Source organism: Mesorhizobium sp. M1307, from assembly GCF_040318155.1.
Lineage (GTDB): Bacteria > Pseudomonadota > Alphaproteobacteria > Rhizobiales > Rhizobiaceae > Mesorhizobium.
The window spans coordinates 12,503-28,510 of sequence record NZ_JAMYLR010000038.1; the positions used below are offsets into that span (position 1 = coordinate 12,503).

At 56.2% G+C, this 16,008-nt stretch carries 14 protein-coding genes; 13 read left to right on the plus strand and 1 reads right to left on the minus strand.

Translation table 11 applies throughout. The features are described 5' to 3' along the window. Positions 1–2 precede the first annotated feature (2 nt). Positions 3–911, minus strand: coding sequence for an MBL fold metallo-hydrolase (locus NKH16_RS27555; protein WP_352902824.1), 909 nt, complete (start codon positions 909–911; stop codon positions 3–5). Between the two features lie 114 nt (positions 912–1,025). Between NKH16_RS27555 and NKH16_RS27560 the strand changes: the two genes are divergently transcribed. The 13 genes from NKH16_RS27560 (at position 1,026) to NKH16_RS27620 (ending at position 15,399) form a co-directional block, all read left to right on the plus strand. Next, positions 1,026–1,616, plus strand: coding sequence for a biotin transporter BioY (locus tag NKH16_RS27560; protein WP_352902827.1), 591 nt, complete (start codon positions 1,026–1,028; stop codon positions 1,614–1,616). A gap of 387 nt (positions 1,617–2,003) precedes the next feature. Next, positions 2,004–2,567 carry a transcription termination/antitermination protein NusG gene (nusG, locus tag NKH16_RS27565; protein WP_023721763.1) on the plus strand — a complete coding sequence of 188 codons (564 nt, stop codon included), beginning with the start codon at positions 2,004–2,006 and terminating at the stop codon, positions 2,565–2,567. Positions 2,568–2,712: 145 nt separating this feature from the next. Continuing rightward, entirely contained in the window at positions 2,713–4,032 is a 1,320-nt protein-coding gene (locus NKH16_RS27570) for a UDP-glucose dehydrogenase family protein (RefSeq protein ID WP_352902830.1), read from the plus strand. Between the two features lie 140 nt (positions 4,033–4,172). Beyond that, positions 4,173–5,441 (plus strand): sugar transferase, encoded by a 1,269-nt coding sequence (locus tag NKH16_RS27575; protein ID WP_352902833.1) that lies wholly within the window; start codon positions 4,173–4,175, stop codon positions 5,439–5,441. A 101-nt stretch (positions 5,442–5,542) separates the two neighbouring features. After that, positions 5,543–6,637, plus strand: a complete 1,095-nt coding sequence (gene gmd, locus NKH16_RS27580) for a GDP-mannose 4,6-dehydratase (RefSeq protein ID WP_352902836.1) — start codon at positions 5,543–5,545, stop codon at positions 6,635–6,637. 20 nt (positions 6,638–6,657) lie between these two features. Continuing rightward, positions 6,658–7,425 carry a glycosyltransferase family 2 protein gene (locus tag NKH16_RS27585; RefSeq protein WP_352902839.1) on the plus strand — a complete coding sequence of 256 codons (768 nt, stop codon included), beginning with the start codon at positions 6,658–6,660 and terminating at the stop codon, positions 7,423–7,425. A 63-nt stretch (positions 7,426–7,488) separates the two neighbouring features. Beyond that, positions 7,489–8,607: a glycosyltransferase family protein gene (locus tag NKH16_RS27590; RefSeq protein ID WP_352902842.1), complete on the plus strand. Its 1,119-nt coding sequence runs from the start codon at positions 7,489–7,491 to the stop codon at positions 8,605–8,607. 45 nt (positions 8,608–8,652) lie between these two features. Next, on the plus strand, positions 8,653–9,825 hold the full coding sequence (locus tag NKH16_RS27595; protein WP_352902845.1) for a glycosyltransferase family 4 protein: 1,173 nt from the start codon (positions 8,653–8,655) through the stop codon (positions 9,823–9,825). Beyond that, a complete protein-coding gene (locus NKH16_RS27600; RefSeq protein ID WP_352902848.1) occupies positions 9,825–10,424 on the plus strand; it encodes an acyltransferase in 600 nt (199 codons plus the stop codon). The genes NKH16_RS27595 and NKH16_RS27600 overlap by 1 nt, the downstream gene beginning before the upstream one ends. A 179-nt stretch (positions 10,425–10,603) precedes the next feature. Next, positions 10,604–12,151 (plus strand): lipopolysaccharide biosynthesis protein, encoded by a 1,548-nt coding sequence (locus tag NKH16_RS27605; protein ID WP_352902850.1) that lies wholly within the window; start codon positions 10,604–10,606, stop codon positions 12,149–12,151. Between the two features lie 4 nt (positions 12,152–12,155). Continuing rightward, positions 12,156–13,481, plus strand: a complete 1,326-nt coding sequence (locus NKH16_RS27610; RefSeq protein WP_352902853.1) for a polysaccharide pyruvyl transferase family protein — start codon at positions 12,156–12,158, stop codon at positions 13,479–13,481. Beyond that, positions 13,478–14,650: a glycosyltransferase gene (locus NKH16_RS27615; protein WP_352902856.1), complete on the plus strand. Its 1,173-nt coding sequence runs from the start codon at positions 13,478–13,480 to the stop codon at positions 14,648–14,650. Before NKH16_RS27610 ends, NKH16_RS27615 begins: the two co-directional genes overlap by 4 nt. Beyond that, complete coding sequence (locus NKH16_RS27620) at positions 14,647–15,399, plus strand: class I SAM-dependent methyltransferase (RefSeq protein WP_352902858.1); 753 nt, start codon at positions 14,647–14,649, stop codon at positions 15,397–15,399. Before NKH16_RS27615 ends, NKH16_RS27620 begins: the two co-directional genes overlap by 4 nt. Positions 15,400–16,008 lie beyond the last annotated feature (609 nt).

Genomic DNA, 16,008 nt, shown 5'->3' on the forward strand with positions numbered 1-16,008 from the left:
TGCTACGTTGCCGGCGAATAGATGCCGTCGATAGCCGGCGCGCCATCGGTGTGGACCAGGCCGCGCGCCACCAGGTCTTCCAGATGGGCAAGCACCGACAGGCCGGCCGCGCCATGCAGGCGGGGGTCTGTGTCTCGATAGATCGCGTCCACCATGTCCTTGATTGTCCGGTCGCCGCTGTTGATCCGCTCCAGAATTGCGCGTTCGCGCATTTTGCGATGCGTTTTCAATCCGCGCATGAAGCTGCGCGGCTCGGTCACCGGCCCACCATGACCGGGCAGCAGCAGCCGGTCGTCACGTTCGATCAGCCGATCGAGCGATGTCATGTAGTCGGCCATCGCGCCATCCGGCGGTGCGACGATCGTGGTTGCCCACGCCATGACGTGATCGGCCGAGAAAAGGATGCCGGTTCCCTCCAGCGCGAAGGCCGCGTGATTGGCGGTATGGCCGGGCGTCAGCACCGTCCGGATCGCCCAGCCGTCGCCGTCGATCACCATATCGTCCGGCAGCGCGATATCAGGAACAAAGTCGGTGTCGGCGCTGGCATCGAGTGGATTGACCTCACCGGTGCGCAACGGCCGCGCCGGGCGATGCCGGCCCTCCGCCAGAACCACCGCACCAGTATGCTGCTTTAACCGAGCCGCCAGCGGCGAATGGTCGCGATGCGTGTGGCTGATGAAGATATGGCTGACCGGCCTGGTCCCGATCGCTTCGAGCAGTGTTCGAAGATGTGCCTCGTCATCCGGTCCGGGATCGATCACCGCCAGCGTCTCGCGCCCGACGATATAGCTGTTGGTTCCGTGAAAGGTGAACGGGCTTGGGTTCCTGGCGGTGACGCGTTGAATACCAGGCGCAACGGCTACGCCCTGGCCATAGGCCGGATCGAAGCGTGTATCGAATTTCAGCGCCATGCGAACGTCGCGACCTTTTTTGGGACGAGGCCAAAACCGATTGCCGCATAGCACGGAAGCCAATATAGGAAAACGCAAGGCCGCGTTCGGCGGCAATCCGGAACGGGGAAGACTATGGCAATTGCAACGACGATGCGTCCGCTCATTTCTCTCGCTTTGCCTGAAAAGGGCGCGGCCCGGCTGGCAGGACAGCTTTTGCTGGCGATCGCCGGAACGTTGCTGCTGATCTTGTCTGCCAAGACCAAGGTCATGCTCGGACCGGTCGATATCTCGATGCAGACGCTCGCCGTCCTGCTGATCGCCGCCGCCTTCGGCATGCGCCTTGGCGTCGCCACGCTGCTTCTCTACATGGCTGAGGGCGCGCTGGGCTTTCCGGTCTTCCAGAGCACGCCGGAAAAGGGCATCGGCATCGCCTACATGCTCGGTTCGACCGGCGGTTATCTTGCCGGCTTCGTCGTCATGGCGGCGATCGTTGGCTGGGCTGCCGACCGGGGCTGGGATCGCCATCCTATCAAGCTCTTCAATGCCATGCTGGTGGCCGAGATCGTCATGATGGCAATGGGCTTTGCCTGGCTGGCGCTGTTGATCGGCCCGGAAAAATCCTGGCAGTTCGGGGTGGTGCCCTTTATCGTCGGTGATCTGATCAAGGTTGCGCTGGCCGCGAGCCTGGTGCCGGCTGTCTGGTCGCTGCTGAAGCGTTCGTGAAGCCGGTCGAGCGGTGATAACCTGTTCTGCGCGACAGTGATTTTTCGCCGTGGCCGTGCAGGATCTTTGTCGCTGGCGGCAGGCGCGACGCCATCCGTCACATTAGCTTCAAGTCGACGGACTAAGTACCAGAACCAACGGGCGATTCGTCACGACCAGCGTAACCAAGCACCTACGTATGGAAATAAATTGCTCGACATAGCATCTCAGCCAGCTGAAAAAGAAAGCGGCTCGGTGATTATTTAGGCACAGCTAAATTTCTGGACAATGTGTAGGAAATTCTTAACCCAACCGCCTTGACTTTAGTGGCTTGGTTGCTTGCTGGTATCCACACACTGTCGTAACCGTTGACCTGAGATCATGCCGCCGACCGCCGAAGGAAGACACGTGAGTAGCGCGGAAAAAACAACGAGCAAGGCAACAGCCCTGTCGCCTGAGCCGACCGCCGCGCCGGCAACGCGCTGGTATGCGGCCAGCGTCTTTCCCGGGAAGGAGCATGTCGCAGAGCGGCATCTCCGGATCCAGGGATTCGAGCCCTTTGTGCCTCGCTGCGAGAAAACCGTGCGTCATGCCCGGCGGCTCGAAACACGGTCTGCGGCTTATTTCCCGGGTTATATGTTCATCGCCCTTGACGTTGCGCTGCAACGTTGGCGCTCGGTCAATGGAACATTCGGTGTGCGTTCCCTCGTCACGCAAGGCGACCGGCCTTTGCCGGTCCCCTCGGGTCTGGTAGAGCGTTTCATTGCGTTGACCGGTAAGGACGGGCTGCTTGATTTCAGTGGAGGCCTCGCAGCAGGCGCCTCGGTCCGAATCCTTTCGGGCCCTCTCGCGGAAACGATCGGTCGCCTTGACCGGCTTGATCCAGCCGGAAGGGCTCGGGTTCTAGTTGCCATCATGAATGGCGAGATCCCTGTCGATCTGGATGCCAGGGATCTAGTAGCCATCGCGTAGTCGCAAGGGTAAGGCGCGGCGAGGCGATGTAAATCGTTGTAGGATCGGCTCTCGGGTTTTCACCCGGGAGTGCGGTAGCCGTTGTTAATGGGATACGCGCTGTGTGGCGAAGTTGCCTCATCGGCGCTGATTGAGAGTACGCAATATGCGAATAACAATGATTGGTGCCGGCTATGTAGGGCTCGTCTCCGGCGCCTGTTTCGCCGATTTTGGCCATCAGGTCTGCTGCGTCGATCGTGATGCGGAAAAGCTTGCCATGCTCAAGCTTGGCAAGATACCGATCTACGAGCCAGGGCTCGACGATCTCGTCACGACCAACACCCTGCAAGGTCGCTTGCGATTCGACGACAATCTGGCGGATGCGGTTTCTCAATCGGATGTCGTCTTCATCGCCGTGGGCACGCCGTCACGGCGTGGCGACGGGCATGCCGATCTGTCCTTCGTTTACGACGCGGCCGCCGAAGTTGGTCGCGCACTCAAGGGGTTTACGGTCGTGGTGACGAAATCGACCGTCCCCGTCGGTACCGGCGATGAGGTGGAGCGAATCATCCGCGAGCAAAATCCCGCTGCCGATTTTGCGGTGGTTTCCAATCCGGAGTTTCTTCGCGAAGGATCGGCGATCGAGGACTTCAAGCGGCCCGATCGCATCATTGTCGGGACCGATGCCGAAAGGGCCAGAGCGGTGATGGGCGAGATCTACCGCCCGCTCTCGCTGAACGTCGCTCCGATTTTCTATACGAGCCGGCGTACGGCGGAACTCACCAAATATGCCGGCAACGCGTTTCTTGCCATGAAGATCACCTTCATCAACGAGATTGCCGATCTCTGCGAGCGGTTGGGAGCCGATGTCCAGGACGTCGCGCGCGGCATCGGCATGGACAACCGCATCGGCTCCAAGTTTCTTCACGCCGGGCCAGGCTACGGCGGCTCCTGTTTCCCGAAAGATACCCTGGCGTTGGTCAAGACCGCGCAGGACGCGGCAAGCCCCGTCCGTCTTATTGAGACGACGGTATCGATAAACGACCAGCGCAAACGGGCGATGGCGCGCAAGGTTGTCGAGGCCTGCGGCGGCTCGGTGCGCGGCAAAACCATCGGTATCCTGGGCCTTACGTTCAAGCCAAACACCGACGATATGCGCGATGCCCCCTCATTGGCCATCATTCAGGCGCTCAAGGATGCCGGCGCTTCGATCAAGGCCTATGATCCGGTCGGCATGGAGCAGGCGCGCAAGATGATCGAGGGCATTGAATTCGGGGAAAGCGCCTACGCCGTGGCCGACGGCGCGCACGCGATCGTCATCGTCACCGAGTGGAACGCGTTTCGGTCACTGGATCTGAAGCGGCTTCGTGCAATGATGGCGACGCCGGTGATGGTCGACCTGCGAAACGTCTATCGCGGCGAGGACGTCGTGAAGGAAGGCATAGCCTATTCGAGCGTCGGCCGAGAGCGGCATCCTGTCCAGTGAGCGTCCAGCAAGAGCCTGCTGCAATTTGGAATCTTCGGGGTTAAACGTTCCTGCAGAGAACAAGGTAAGCAGGCAAAAAGCATTTGAAGAGACTTAGAATTCAGTAACTCGCAACAGAGATTTTGAACTTGAATATAGTGATGATGAATCGGCCAAGACAGCGCCACCTCGTGCACAGGGTCAGGTTTCAACTCCTGGGCGGTTTGGCTTTTGCAATCATGCTCCCTGTTCTTGTGAGGATTTTATTTGATCCATCAATTCTATATTATTCAAACCTGCAGATTACCATATTCGCAGGCGTTATCGCGCATACAATAGGTTATTTTGCTTTTCGACGTATAGGTAATTTCCCGGGCATCGCAGCCTCGGGCTACATATTTCCGACATTTGCTTTTTCTTACGGGATTGTATATTTAGCGATTTTCCTGTTTAGGATTGAATATAGCGGTTTCCAGGCGGCCAGCAGCTTGACGTTGTCAATTCTCTGGTACTTTGTCTTGACCATCATAAGCCGGCGCCTTGACCCTTACAGTCTTGCTGTGGTTCCAGGCGGCGCCGTTGATCGCCTAGAGGAGATAGGCGGGGTAAACTGGCATTGGCTTGTATCCCCTGAAATGATCATTGAGCGCGTCAATGGCGTCGTTGCCGATCTGCGCGCTGATCTGTCGGGCGATTGGGAGCGCTACATAGCCGACCGGGCGCTTGCGGGCGTTCCGGTCTACCATGTCAAGCAAATCACCGAATCGCTGACTGGTCGCGTCGAAATCGAGCATTTATCCGAGAACACGCTGGGCTCGCTTAATCCCAATCAGGCCTATATCAAGATCAAACAGGCAATTGACTGGGTCTGTGCGCTGTTGGCGCTGATCGTGCTGGCGCCCTTCCTGTTGTTGATAGCGATGATGATCAGGCTGGAATCTCCCGGACCCGCCATATTTCGACAGGAGCGCCTCGGTTTCGGCGGAAAGTCCTTTACGGTCTACAAGTTCCGGACGATGACCGTCAGTGAACCTGAGGCGGCAAACGTTCGCAGTCTCGCGGTCACCAAGCCGGGTGACAGCAGGGTTACCCGGCTCGGCCGCTTCCTTCGCAGAAGCAGAATTGACGAACTGCCGCAGCTGATGAATATCGTTCGTTCGGAAATGAGCTGGATTGGACCTCGCCCTGAGGCAACAGTTTTGTCATCCCACTATTCGGTGGCGTTGCCATTCTACCGCTACCGAAATATCGTCCGTCCCGGAATTTCAGGGTGGGCTCAAGTGAATCAAGGATACGTCTCGGAGGACGACGACGAGACCGAGAAGCTGCACTATGACTTCTATTACATCAAGAATTTCTCGCCGTGGCTTGATTTCGTTATCGTGTTGAGAACGCTGAAAACTCTGCTAAGTGGGTTCGGATCTCGATAGAGACCGTTCTGGATTTTGGCTACCATCGAAATTTATCTGTCGAACACTGCGCCAGGATAATGCTTGGCGGTCATGTTTCTTAAGCTGCCGAAGGGTATGAAATGAGCCGAAAAACCGCGCTAATTACAGGCATCACCGGCCAGGATGGGGCTTACCTCGCCGACCTCCTGCTAGCCAAAGGATACGCAGTCCACGGCATCAAGCGCCGGTCGTCGTCCTTCAATACGGGCCGTATCGATCATCTCTATCAAGATCCGCATGAAACCGGGGTCAATTTTTCACTGCACTATGGCGACATGACCGATGCGACGAACCTGATCCGCATAATCCAGGAAGTGCAGCCGGACGAGATCTACAATCTCGCCGCTCAATCGCACGTCCAGGTGAGCTTCGAGACCGCGGAATACACGGCGAATGCCGACGCGATCGGTACACTGCGCCTTTTGGAAGCGGTCCGGCTGCTTGGCCTGACAAAAAAGACGCGTTTTTATCAGGCGTCGACTTCCGAGCTCTATGGCAAGGTGCAGGAAGTTCCACAGAAGGAAACGACGCCCTTTTACCCCCGTTCGCCCTATGCCGCCGCAAAGATCTATGGCTACTGGATCACGGTGAACTACCGTGAAGCCTATGGCATGCACGCTTCCAACGGAATTCTGTTCAACCACGAAAGCCCGTTGCGCGGCGAAACATTCGTGACTCGCAAGATCACGCGAGCTGCCGCGGCGATCAGCCTGGGCCTTCAGGACAAGCTCTATCTCGGCAACCTTTCCGCCGAGCGCGACTGGGGGCATGCACGCGACTATGTCGAAGGTATGTGGAGGATTCTCCAGCAGGAAGCGCCGGACGACTATGTACTGGCCACAGGGGTCAAGAATTCCGTTCGGAAATTTGTTGAACTCGCCTTCGCCGAGGTTGGGGTCCGCATTCAGTGGAACGGTTCGGGCGTCGACGAAAAGGGCGTGGATACGAAGTCCGGCAGGATATTGGTCGAGGTCGATCCACGCTACTTCAGGCCGACCGAAGTCGACCTCCTGCTCGGTGATCCTTCGAAGGCGGAACGGGTCCTCGGCTGGAAGGCGACGGCGTCGCTTGATGAGATGGTGCGCGAGATGGTTCAGTCCGACCTAAAGGTGGTGGCACGCGAATACGAACATCGCCGGCTTGACGAAGAGCGCGATCGCAAGGCGGCCCGGTAGGCGCGAAAAGTCCCGCGAACATGAAGATTTCCGTTCTAACGGTCTGCTGGAACTCGGCGGCAACAATCCGTCATACGCTCGACAGTTTCTTGGCCCAGGATCACCAGGACAAGGAGCTGCTCGTCATCGACGGAGCCTCGACCGACGAAACGCTCGCGATTGTCCGCTCCTATGCCGGGCAAGGATTACAGGTCATCAGCGAGCCCGACCGCGGCATGTATGACGCTCTGAACAAGGGCCTGGCACTTTGCACGGGCGAGGGGATCGGCGCCCTTAACGCCGACGATGCCTTTCATGACGCTTCCGTGCTCGGCAGGATCAGCGAGGTCCTTGCCGAGAACGACATTGTCCACGGCCACCTCGACTTCGTCGACAATCATGAGAGCAAGCGGGTAGTCCGCCGCTGGCGGGCAGAGCCAAGGCCTCATGATGGATTCCGTTCCGGCTGGATGCCTGCCCACCCCACCTTCTATGTTCGCCGCGCCGTTGCGGAAAAGAACGGGCTGTTCGATCTGGCGCTCAAAGTCTCCTCCGACTACGACTGGATGCTGAGAGCCGTCGAACTCCATGGATTCAGGATCGCGACGATCGATCAGGTCCTCGTCGACATGATGATCGGAGGAGCCAGCACCAGGAGCTTGCGTTCGCACATCGGGCATAATCTGGAAGCCCTGCGTTCCCGGCGCCGGTGGTTGGGTTCAGGTCCGGTCGATTACGCGCTTATTGCAAAGCCGGCACGGAAGTTGGGACAATTCTTGTCCAAACAACCTCTCAAGTCCAAGAGATAGAGACCTGGCGGTGCTCGATAGGGACGGCGTTTCATCGGACGCAGTGAAGCGGGACGGTACGCCGTGAACGACAGCAAGCCGTCCAATGCAGATATCGGAAGTGCAGCAGAGCCTCGTCACCAAAGCATGGGAATCATATATGTGAAATCGGGTTCGGGACACAGGCAATCTTATGCTGACCTGTTGGGACCGGTTTTGGGCCTGTCTCCTGTAATGGAGCCAATGTCGCGGGCTCTTAAAAAAAGACTGCTGGCGGCCGATCGTCTCTTTTTTGCGACCCTCGATGACGAACTGGTTTCTTTTGCCTCGATAGCTCTTCGACGGGCGGCTCTCGGAAGGGCGACTGTTGCATTGTTCTTGGGGCCGCAGTCCTGCTTCGGAGCCTTCAACCTCAGGCGGTTTCTCAAAAAATGCGTTTTTGTTGTTCTGAAGCATGCGCCAAAGGTCACGGTCGCGAGTATCATACCCCTCAGTCTGGCTCCGGAATACGGCACCGTTGTCAATGTCGGGCTCCATGATCCGCAGTGGTGGGACATGCACAATGGTCACATCCTGAGACGACCCGGCGATACGCCGGTCGCGACTGAAGTCCACCGCCTGGCTGCTGGTCGGCCGATTGTCTGCTGGCTTGGTGCTGCCTCGGTGCACAAAGGCTTTGCCTTCATGGTTGAAATTCTCGAGGCCAATCCGGATATCGCCCAACGGCTGTGTTTCATAAGCGCTGGGACGGCGAATTCGGAGCAGGCATTGGCTTCTCGGTTCAGGTCGACGGGAGGAATTCATATTGACCGGCGGCTCACCGATGCCGAGTGGGAAAGCCTCTATGGTGTCGCTGACGCAGTGTGGGCCTGCTACGATCCGAGATACGATCAGGCGTCGGGAGTTTTTGGCCGGGCGCTGCAATTTGGCGTTCCCGCGATTGTGCGCCGTGGCTCGTTGATCGAGACGGCAGCTCGGAAGTTCGACGCTCCGGTCCATGCGATCGATTTTGGCGACTGTCACGCGGCTGCAACTGAACTAAACAAGATTGCCAAGGCAGACCGGGGCACGGCGGCAACAAAAGAACGTGAGCAAAGGATAGGGTCGTGGCGCAGTGATTTCATCTCCTTCACAATGCGCGCCTTGGAAGGGTCATGCATGCCAGCACCGGATTCTTCGAGGGAGCGGCATGACCAAGCCTGATGCCCCATCTTATAACCCGGACCATGGCATTGTGGCTGCTCATAAATGGTGAAGAAAGTATTGTATTTCCATCATGCGACCGCCCTGGGAGGTGCGCCGAAGAGTTTGGCATTGTTGATAAAATCGCTGGATCGCAAGGAATTCTCTCCAATAGTGGCAATGCCGCTTCGCCCCGGCAATTCCGGCGTGCGCGACTTATTCGAAGGTGCCGGCGCGGAGGTAATTGAGGAGCGGGACATTCGACCTTTCCATGGATCGACAGTCGCGCCGTGCAAGGACGTGAAATCGAAGATACACGCGATACTGTCCTTTCCGCTTCTCGTTAGATGCGCTAGGAAGCTAGTCCGTGACATACGACCGGACATTGTTCACCTGAATTCCACCTGTATGGTAGCCGCCGCCAAGGGCGCGCATCACGCCGATCCCTCAATCCCCGTTATTGCTCATGTCCGTGAACCGATTCTGCACAACTGGTGGGGTAACATTCTTCGCAACTTAAATAAGACGCACGTCGATTATTTCGTTGCTATCGATAAAGCCGGTCTGGATAGCATTGGCCCTTCCGCCACCCCCGGATCGGTTGTTTACAATAGTGTCGACAGCAGTCTCTTCCGTACGCCGGACGAAGGCGTTGCTGAATTGAGGCGAAAATTTGGATGGGCAGAGGGCGATGTCGTATTCCTGTCATTGTCACGAGTTGCGGAGTCAAATGGCATTCTGCCTTTCGTTCAGGCGGTCAACTCGCTTGAGGCAAACCTTCCCGAATGCGCTCGATTTGTATTCGCCGGTTTTGGAAAATACGAAGATGGCTATGGAAAAGCAGCATTGGAGGCGATAAACGCAAGCCGCCGGTGCAGCGCCATGCCATTCATAGATGATATCGTTCCCGTTCTCACGGCCAGTGACGTCGTAATTGCACCCTTTCTGACAAGTCACAGTGCTCGGTGCATTTTCGAAGGAGCGTCGGCAGGACGCCCGGGCTTGGTCACCCGCTTGCCGAATTTGCTTGAACTGATCGAAGAAGGTAGAACCGGCTTGAGCTTTGAAATGTCCTGTTCCGGCGGTCTTCTTGAAGCGCTTGAAAAACTCTGCCGGCGCGATACCCGCCTCGCTATGGGACGGAGCGCACGCCAGTTCGCTATGGCCAGGTTCCACATCGATCAAAACGTCGCGGCAATTCAAAAACTTTATCGCGATCTGTCAGAATCAGGCCGTTGATGTCCCCCTTTAAGTTACTTGATCAAACTGAGCGCCTATTCTGGAGTGCACTTGCAACGCTTCAGTTTGCGGTGAGGGGCAGAAAGAGGCCTCGTCGCTTGTCCGTTCTCGGGCCAGTTGGGCTAGGAGGGGCGGGCGTCCTCGAGATCGGAGATCGCGTAACTATCGTCAGTAAATCCAGGTTCAATCGAGCCGGTATAAATCATCCCACTCAGCTGGTTGTTGGGTCATCAGGAAAACTCTCCATAGGGGATAATGTTGGAATTTCCGGAGCGTCTATTTTTTGTGTCGAGAACATAGCAATTGGAAATAATGTTCTGGTCGGAGTGAATTGCAATATTTTTGACACCGATTTTCACGCCGTCGATTATCTGGACCGGAGGCAAGGGCGGGGTACACTTTCCGCGCCAATCGTAATCGAGGACGATGCCTGGCTCTGCGCCAACGTGACGGTCCTGAAAGGGGTGAGGATTGGTGCACGCTCGGTCATTGCGGCCGGGAGCGTCGTCACCTCCGACATCCCGCCGGATTGCCTGGCGGGCGGCGTGCCCTGCAAGGTAATACGTTCCTTGGATACCCGCGCATGTGGGGTCGAGTGAATGATGAACTGTTTCCTCAACATCGCCCCGATGGCCGGCAACGGTTTGGTGATAACGTCCTGCATGACCATAGTATGTTGTTTCGCTAAAGGGGGCGGGCGAAGCAGATTGCGGCATATGCCACCTAGCTACGCGAATGGCCCCGTGACCAGCCGACAATTGCGCAGTGGGCTGTTATTGTGACGAAGGGCCCATCCGATCGTTCTGATACATCGATAGATTCAGCACTGTCTAATGAGCATTTAACGCGCGATCTCGGGAGACGCACGGCATCTGGAGGGATTATAGCCCTCTGCACCCAGGCCTTAATTCTTCTCACACAAGTCGGCTACATGGCGCTGATGGCACGTTTGCTCCAGCCCGATGACTTCGGTCTGGTGGCCATGGCGGCGTCCGCCACGGCGTTTGTCGGAGTCTTCGCCGACTTGGGTCTGTCGATGGTGACCATCCAGCGCAAGGAGGTTGATCATGACACCATCAGCGCTCTATTTTTCGTCAATCTTGGCGTCGGTTTCGCTCTCATGCCGCTGACATGGCTGATGGCGCCGGTCGCAACCTGGCTCTTTAATGACTCTCGCGTTTTTCACCTTATCCTGGTTCTGGCGGTAGCCATTCCGATCACTGCGACCGGTGCGCAGCACAAAGCGCTGTTGGTTCGCAACATGCGTTGGATGTCATTGCAAAGTGTGAATTTTGGCAGTCTCTTGTGTGGATTTGCTGTCGGTATTGCAATGGCATGGGGCTGGGATTTCAAATACTGGTCCCTCGCTGCGGCGACGCTCACCACGGCTTTGGTTGGCACGGTCGCCCAGTGGACGCTGTCACCTTGGCGTCCGACCAAGGTCGCGAATTGGAAAAATGCAAGATCGGCCATTAATTTTGGAATCCATTACAGTGGATCCCAATTCACAAACTACATCAACCGCCAATCTGACAATGTGCTGATCGGCTGGAAATCCGGTCCCGGCGAACTCGGATTCTACACCCGCGCTTATTCTTTGTTCATGTTGCCGATAACGCTCGTCAGTGGACCAATTGGCTCGGTTATCATTCCAATGCTGAGCCGACTCCAAACCCAGCCCGACAAGTGGGCTAGAACCTACCTCAGCGCTATGCGACTTACACTCATGATGAACACGATATTGTGTATCCTCATTACCATCAATGCGGAACAAATTGTAGCGCTCGTTTATGGAGAGAACTGGTCGAAGTCCGGTACTATTTTGATGGTACTTTCGTTGTCCCTGATTACGAGTATTTCCGGTCAGTTTGGTGGCTGGGCGCTCATCTCTGTGGGTCGAGCTCGCGAGCTATTTATATTTTCCATATTTTCGTCGGCTATTCGCTTTGCGGCCTTCTTATTTGCTGTTCAATGGGGTGCCTCTGGAGTTGCGCTTGCGTGGTCTATCACGTCATGGGTATTTACCCCAGTACTTTGGATTTATGCAACAAGAGATACAAAGCTAAGATTTGCGGACCTTATGAAGGCGGCGGGGCCCTTCTTCTTTGCTTATGTTGCGGTCGTCGCCTTGTTTCACTTTTCTGGGATTTCGTTCGGCCTCTCATCTGACACCTTATCTCTGCCAGTCGGGGGCAACATCGTGTTGAACTCGACCATCACGATCGCAATCTATGCAATTTTTGTCGTTGCTCCGTATCGTTTCGCCGGCTCCATGTTAGGGGACATGCGGCTTTTTCTGGACAAAGACGAACGTCAGAGGACCTAAATCGTTGAAAATAATTGTTGAAACCACGGTTTTTTTGAACGGCGGAGACGCCGCGATCCAAGTCGCAACAAAACGCATTCTCAGGACCGCGTTCGGAGACAATGTTGAGGTCGTTTTTGCGGACATGGACGAGAAAGTCGCTGCAAAGTATTATCCGGAAAGCAAATTTATTTGTTTTCCTTCCGCGCAGATTCGTAAGAGCATAGCTGTTCGATTGGTGAATAGATTGACCAAAGGACGGCTAGAGTTCAAGGTGATTTATTCGATTGTAATCGCAATGACTTTTGTTGAGCGGTATCTTCGATGGTTGAAATATCTTGGATATGGAGGAGCGGTGGCTCGGGCTTTGCGGGAATATATCGCCGCAGATCTTATTGTTTCGACGGGTGGCACATACCTTTCAAAGAAACATCTTGGGTCGGTTGCACTCCGTCTGCCAGAATATGCGAGGGACATTTATCTCGGAAAGCCGCCCATTTTTTTCACGCAATCTATGGGTCCGTTTGGCGACGATCGCATCTTCCGCCGACTTGCGATCATTCTGAGAAAAAGCCCACTCATACTGGTCAGAGACCAAAAATCCATGGCTTTTGCGAAAGAGCTCACCGGATACACAGGTAACATTGAGACAGTGGCAGACAGCGTTTTCGTTCTGACGGACCAGAACCAGATCGAGAAACGTCGCGCAGCATCGCGGGCTGGGACGCCGGGACGGCGGCCAAGGATCGCTGTTTCGGTGCGGCCATGGGCGGATTTCGGGGAACGAGGCTTGGAGGTTGGCCGAGCGAAGTACCACCAGTCGGTAGCTCGGGCCGCAGCGTGGCTGGTGGAGGAGGCTGGGGCCGAAGTGACGTTTGTTTCGACTTGTCAGGGGATTCCCGAGTATCGTTTCAACGACTCGGATACAGCGCGAGATGTCTTGAAATACCTACCAGATCACGTTCGAGACAGCGTAGTCGTCGATTCGCAGTTCAGGAACACTGAAACATTGCTTCGCAAGATCGATGAATTCGATGGCGCTATCTGCACACGCATGCATATGTGCATTCTGTGTCTGTGCCGCGGCGTTCCAGTCTTGCCGATTTGCTATGAGAGGAAAACCGCGGATCTTTTCCAGTCGCTTGATTTGCAGGAATACATAACTTTCATCGATAAGATTGAGCCGGATAGTTTTCGCGCTCTTGTCGAGCGCTGGTGGCAGGACCAGGAATCGATAACAGAAAAATCATGGCGGGGGACGCTTGAGTTGCGTGACAGTGCTCAATCCACTGTCGGTATTCTCAAAAACAGATTTGCACCGGTGGAATTGCAGCCGGAGACGGTGTCATGATTGCGGTTGTTTCGCAATTCTTCAACACGCCTTCCGAGACCTTTATCCGAGATCATGTTCGCCACCTTGCGCCCGGTGAGACTGTGCTCGTCTGCCAGGGCCCCGATGGCTCCGATCAGTTCGGCTATCCAGTTCTTTCCGGGGTTCCGCGGCCGTCGCCGCTTAGCCGGCTACCTGCCCGCGTCGCCAATGTGACGCGCCTATGCTGGCTTGCGTATGTCCGTGATGGGATGTCGAGGAGGGATGAAGACAGAGTTGTCGAATTTTTCAAGGCCCACAATGTGGAGGCCGCCCTTGTCGAGTATCTGACGATGGGTGCGCTGTTTGCCCCCGCTTGTCGCCGCGCCGGCGTGCGACTGTACGCCCATGCCCATGGGGCGGATTCTACCGTGATGCCTAGGAAGCACTTGTGGCGACGTCGTTACCAACATCTCTTCGCCAGCGCTGACGGCATCATCACGCCATCACGTTTCATCGCCAATCGCCTGCTTCAAATAGGCTGTCCGAATGAGAAACTGCATGTCAGTCCATGTGGAGTTTTGCCCGAGCGCTTCACATCATCGAAGCGCGAAAGCGGTCGGCTCCTTTTCGTGGGGCGGTTCGTTGAAAAGAAATCACCGCACCTGGTGATCGAGGCGTTCGCCCGGATCGCTTCAAGGTTTCCCGGGGTACGGCTTGACTTGGTTGGCGATGGGCCGCTCATGGCGCGATGCGAGGCATTGGTTAGGCAGGAAAACCTGACGGACGCTATCGTCTTCCACGGCTATCAAAGCACAGAGTTTGTTCAAGCGATGATGCAGGACGCTGCAATCTTCGTGCAACATTCCGTGACGGCCCGCAACGGGGATATGGAAGGCCTGCCGGTATCGATCCTGGAGGCCATGGCAAGCGCGCTCCCCGTTGTGGCGACACGTCACAGCGGCATTCCAGAGGCTGTTGTCGATGGTGAGACCGGCATACTTGTAGACGAACACGATGTCGAAAGCACGGCAAAGGCGTTTGCTAGCCTCTTGGAAGAGCCTCGCCGTGCTGCCGAGATGGGGCATGCCGGGCGGCGGCGTGTGCTGGATCATTTCACGCAACGGCACACGCGCGATCGCCTTCGACATGCCATGATGCTGCCGGCCATGGCGAAACCCCTCGACTTCGCTGAAGGCCAGGTTCAATGAAGAATGTCGACCAGTGGAAGCCCACGAAGTTCGAACGGACGGATAAGGGCGTTTGGCGCTCGAATCGCAAGGAGGTACCGGCGCGGTCGCGCTTGATCGCCGATCGACTGGCGTCCGTCTATGCCACTGCGATCGCTACTCATGCTAAGGGCCGTCTCGCCGATCTGGGCTGTGGGGCGGTTCCGCTTTACGGGATCTACCGCGACTATGTCAGTGATGTGTTCTGCGTCGATTGGCCGGGCAGCACACATGGCACTGCCTATGTCGACCTGTTCGCGGACCTCAATGAGCAGTTGGGCCTGGAGGAAGGGAGTTTCGATACGATCATCGCCAGCGATGTTATCGAACATTTGCATACGCCGCAGGCATTGTTCGACAGTGCAGGCCGGGCCTTGAGGCCTGGCGGTAAGCTGATACTCGGCGCGCCGTTCCTTTACTGGCTGCACGAAGTCCCTCACGATTACCATCGCTACACCCGTTTTGCACTGGACCGGATGGCGGCGAAGGCTGGCTTAAGTACAATCGAGTTGTCATCCTACGGCGGCGTCACAGATGTTCTTTCCGATCTTGCCACGAAGGCGGTGTCAACTCGGCCCTGGATTGCCGATTCTGTCTACTGGCTTACCGGGCTGATGCGAGCGTTGCCTCCCGTCGAGAAATTAGGGCTGGCGACGCGCGAGAGCATGCCGATGGGTTATCTACTTGTAGCTGAAAAACCCTCAGCCCCGTCGGCTTCGGGGGGAAGCTAAAATGCACAACCGCCGAATACCGCGCCTCCGACCAGGGTCGTCGACAGCTGTCGGGCTCGATTCATCAACCGCGCAGAAGCGAGACGCAAACGTTCCGTTACGTGCATGGCGGACATTCAGAAATCGGTGTGCGCCAATCGCGTTAGGTTCGCCGTGGGTGGACTAGTCCCATGACTCAGAGAGCCAATACTCATTTCGACACACCGGCCGGGTTCGCTCGAGCAGGGTTTGGCCCCCGATTTGCACGTTTGAAAGGTTACGTTGACCGGCGCATTTTGTTTTCTCCTGCGACGGCGTTCGCGCTCGCAATCTGTGGCGTGTACGCTTTTGCCGGGTGGGTAAACAGGTTCGATCCAGAGGGAAGTACCGGGTCGATCCTCGTAAGGTTAGCCATCGTTCTGATAACGTTTGGCTCATATGTGCTTCTTCCGTCAAAATTGAGGTCGTCAACGGCCGCGCTTCTTCCAATGAAGCTCTTTTTTCTTCTTTATCTGTGCAGACTTGTTGAGAATGTTTACTTGTCTTCGATAAACATATCGCCAGGTCCTATGATGGTATTCAGTGTTTTCCTGGTGTCCAGTGTCGGCGCAACGCTTATTATCGCATCCA

What these genes read in the sequence shown, in the direction of transcription:
- NKH16_RS27620 (WP_352902858.1), top strand. Translation starts at nt 14,647, where the DNA reads ATGAAGAATGTCGACCAGTGGAAGCCCACGAAGTTCGAACGGACGGAT.
- NKH16_RS27585 (WP_352902839.1), top strand. Translation starts at nt 6,658, where the DNA reads ATGAAGATTTCCGTTCTAACGGTCTGCTGGAACTCGGCGGCAACAATC.
- NKH16_RS27575 (WP_352902833.1), top strand. Translation starts at nt 4,173, where the DNA reads ATGATGAATCGGCCAAGACAGCGCCACCTCGTGCACAGGGTCAGGTTT.
- NKH16_RS27555 (WP_352902824.1), bottom strand. Translation starts at nt 911, where the DNA reads ATGGCGCTGAAATTCGATACACGCTTCGATCCGGCCTATGGCCAGGGC.
- NKH16_RS27560 (WP_352902827.1), top strand. Translation starts at nt 1,026, where the DNA reads ATGGCAATTGCAACGACGATGCGTCCGCTCATTTCTCTCGCTTTGCCT.
- NKH16_RS27600 (WP_352902848.1), top strand. Translation starts at nt 9,825, where the DNA reads ATGTCCCCCTTTAAGTTACTTGATCAAACTGAGCGCCTATTCTGGAGT.
- NKH16_RS27595 (WP_352902845.1), top strand. Translation starts at nt 8,653, where the DNA reads ATGGTGAAGAAAGTATTGTATTTCCATCATGCGACCGCCCTGGGAGGT.
- NKH16_RS27570 (WP_352902830.1), top strand. Translation starts at nt 2,713, where the DNA reads ATGCGAATAACAATGATTGGTGCCGGCTATGTAGGGCTCGTCTCCGGC.
- NKH16_RS27615 (WP_352902856.1), top strand. Translation starts at nt 13,478, where the DNA reads ATGATTGCGGTTGTTTCGCAATTCTTCAACACGCCTTCCGAGACCTTT.
- gmd (WP_352902836.1), top strand. Translation starts at nt 5,543, where the DNA reads ATGAGCCGAAAAACCGCGCTAATTACAGGCATCACCGGCCAGGATGGG.